This is a genomic window from Cellulomonas septica, from assembly GCF_012396155.1.
Lineage (GTDB): Bacteria > Actinomycetota > Actinomycetes > Actinomycetales > Cellulomonadaceae > Cellulomonas > Cellulomonas septica.
In genome coordinates, this window is sequence record NZ_JAAXOY010000777.1 from 1 (window position 1) to 1437 (window position 1437).

A 1437-nucleotide genomic window follows, 5' to 3' on the forward strand; every position below is an offset into this window, starting at 1 on the left:
CTCGCCGACCAGCCCCCCGAGCGCGACGCGCGCGGGCAGCGGCGGCAGCCAGACGGGCGTCGTGGCGTCGGCGGCGGACGCGAGCTGATCGACGACGACGTCGACCATGGACGCGCCGACGGACGGCCGCACGAGCTCGACCTCGCCGGGTGCGCCGTCGCCGATGCCGTTGGCCGCGAGGACGCCGTGGTGGACCGGCACGAGCAGCGGCCGGCGCGTCTCGTCGGTGACCTCGGGCTCGGGGACGTCGTCGGTCGGCAGCGGCCCGGACACGTAGCCGGCGCGGAACCGCTGGTAGACCGTCGTGTCGACCTTGAGGTACCCGTACCCGGGCACGGCCGGCAGGTGGAACGCGTCGGGCGTGTCGAGCACGACCGAGCTCTCGGCCTCGGAGAACGTGCGCAGGCCGATCCGGTACGACAGGTACGTCTCGAGCCCGCGCAAGCGGCCGGACTCGATGCGCTGGCTCGACAGCAGCAGGTGCATGCCGATGGACCGGCCGATGCGGCCGATCGTCAGCAGCAGGTCGACGAAGTCGGGGTCGGCCGTGAGCAGCTCGCCGAACTCGTCGATGACCAGCAGCAGGTGCGGCAGCGGCGGCAGGTCCGGCCGCGTCGTCGCGCGCATCTCGCGGTAGTGCGTGATCGACGGCGACGAGCCCGCGTCGCGCAGCACCTGCTGACGGCGGACGACCTCCCCGGCGATGCTCGCGCGCGCGCGCTCGGTGAGGCCCGCGTCGTCGGCGAGGTTGTCGATGATGCCCGCGACGTGCGGGAGGTCCGCGAACGGCGCGAACGCGGCACCGCCCTTGTAGTCGACGAGGATCATCGCGAGGTCGTCAGGCGGGTGCGTGATCGCGAGCGCCGCGACCAGCGTCCGCAGCATCTCGGACTTGCCGGACCCGGTCGCGCCGACGCACAGCCCGTGCGGGCCCATGCCGAGCTGCGCCGACTCCTTGAGGTCCAGCAGCAGCGGCGTGCCCGTGTCGTCGACGCCGACGGGGACGCGCAGGAAGTCACGCGACGAGCGCGGCGCCCACGTGCGGCGCAGGTCGATGCGGCGGACGTCCTCGACACCGAGCAGGGCGTCCGTGCCGATCGCGGCGGCCTCGCCGGCCTCGACGCTGTCCTCCCACGACAGGCGCAGCGGCGTGAGCGCGCGCGTCAGGCCCGACGCGAGGGGCACGGGGACGTCGTCGACCGTCGCGCGCACCGGGACGGCGTCGGGGTCGCGCAGGTCCTCGACGACGACCGAGCCGTCGGCGTCGACCGTGAGCCGGACCGCGGTGTCCGACGGCTCGTGCCGCCGGTCCTCGACGAGGTGCACGACCGTCACGCCGAGGTCCGCGGGCCGCAGCGCCGCGTCGACCGCGGGCAGCACCTGCGCCACGTCGCCGTGGTCGTCGGACAGCACCAGCAGGCGCGCGGCGAACGCGGC

The 1437-nt window shown here is 74.9% G+C and carries 1 protein-coding gene; it reads right to left on the bottom strand.

What is annotated here, in order from left to right; translation table 11 throughout:
* Positions 1–1437, bottom strand: a 1437-nt coding sequence (locus tag HGA02_RS19055) for an FtsK/SpoIIIE domain-containing protein (RefSeq protein ID WP_281357228.1), incomplete at both ends; no start/stop codon positions are given.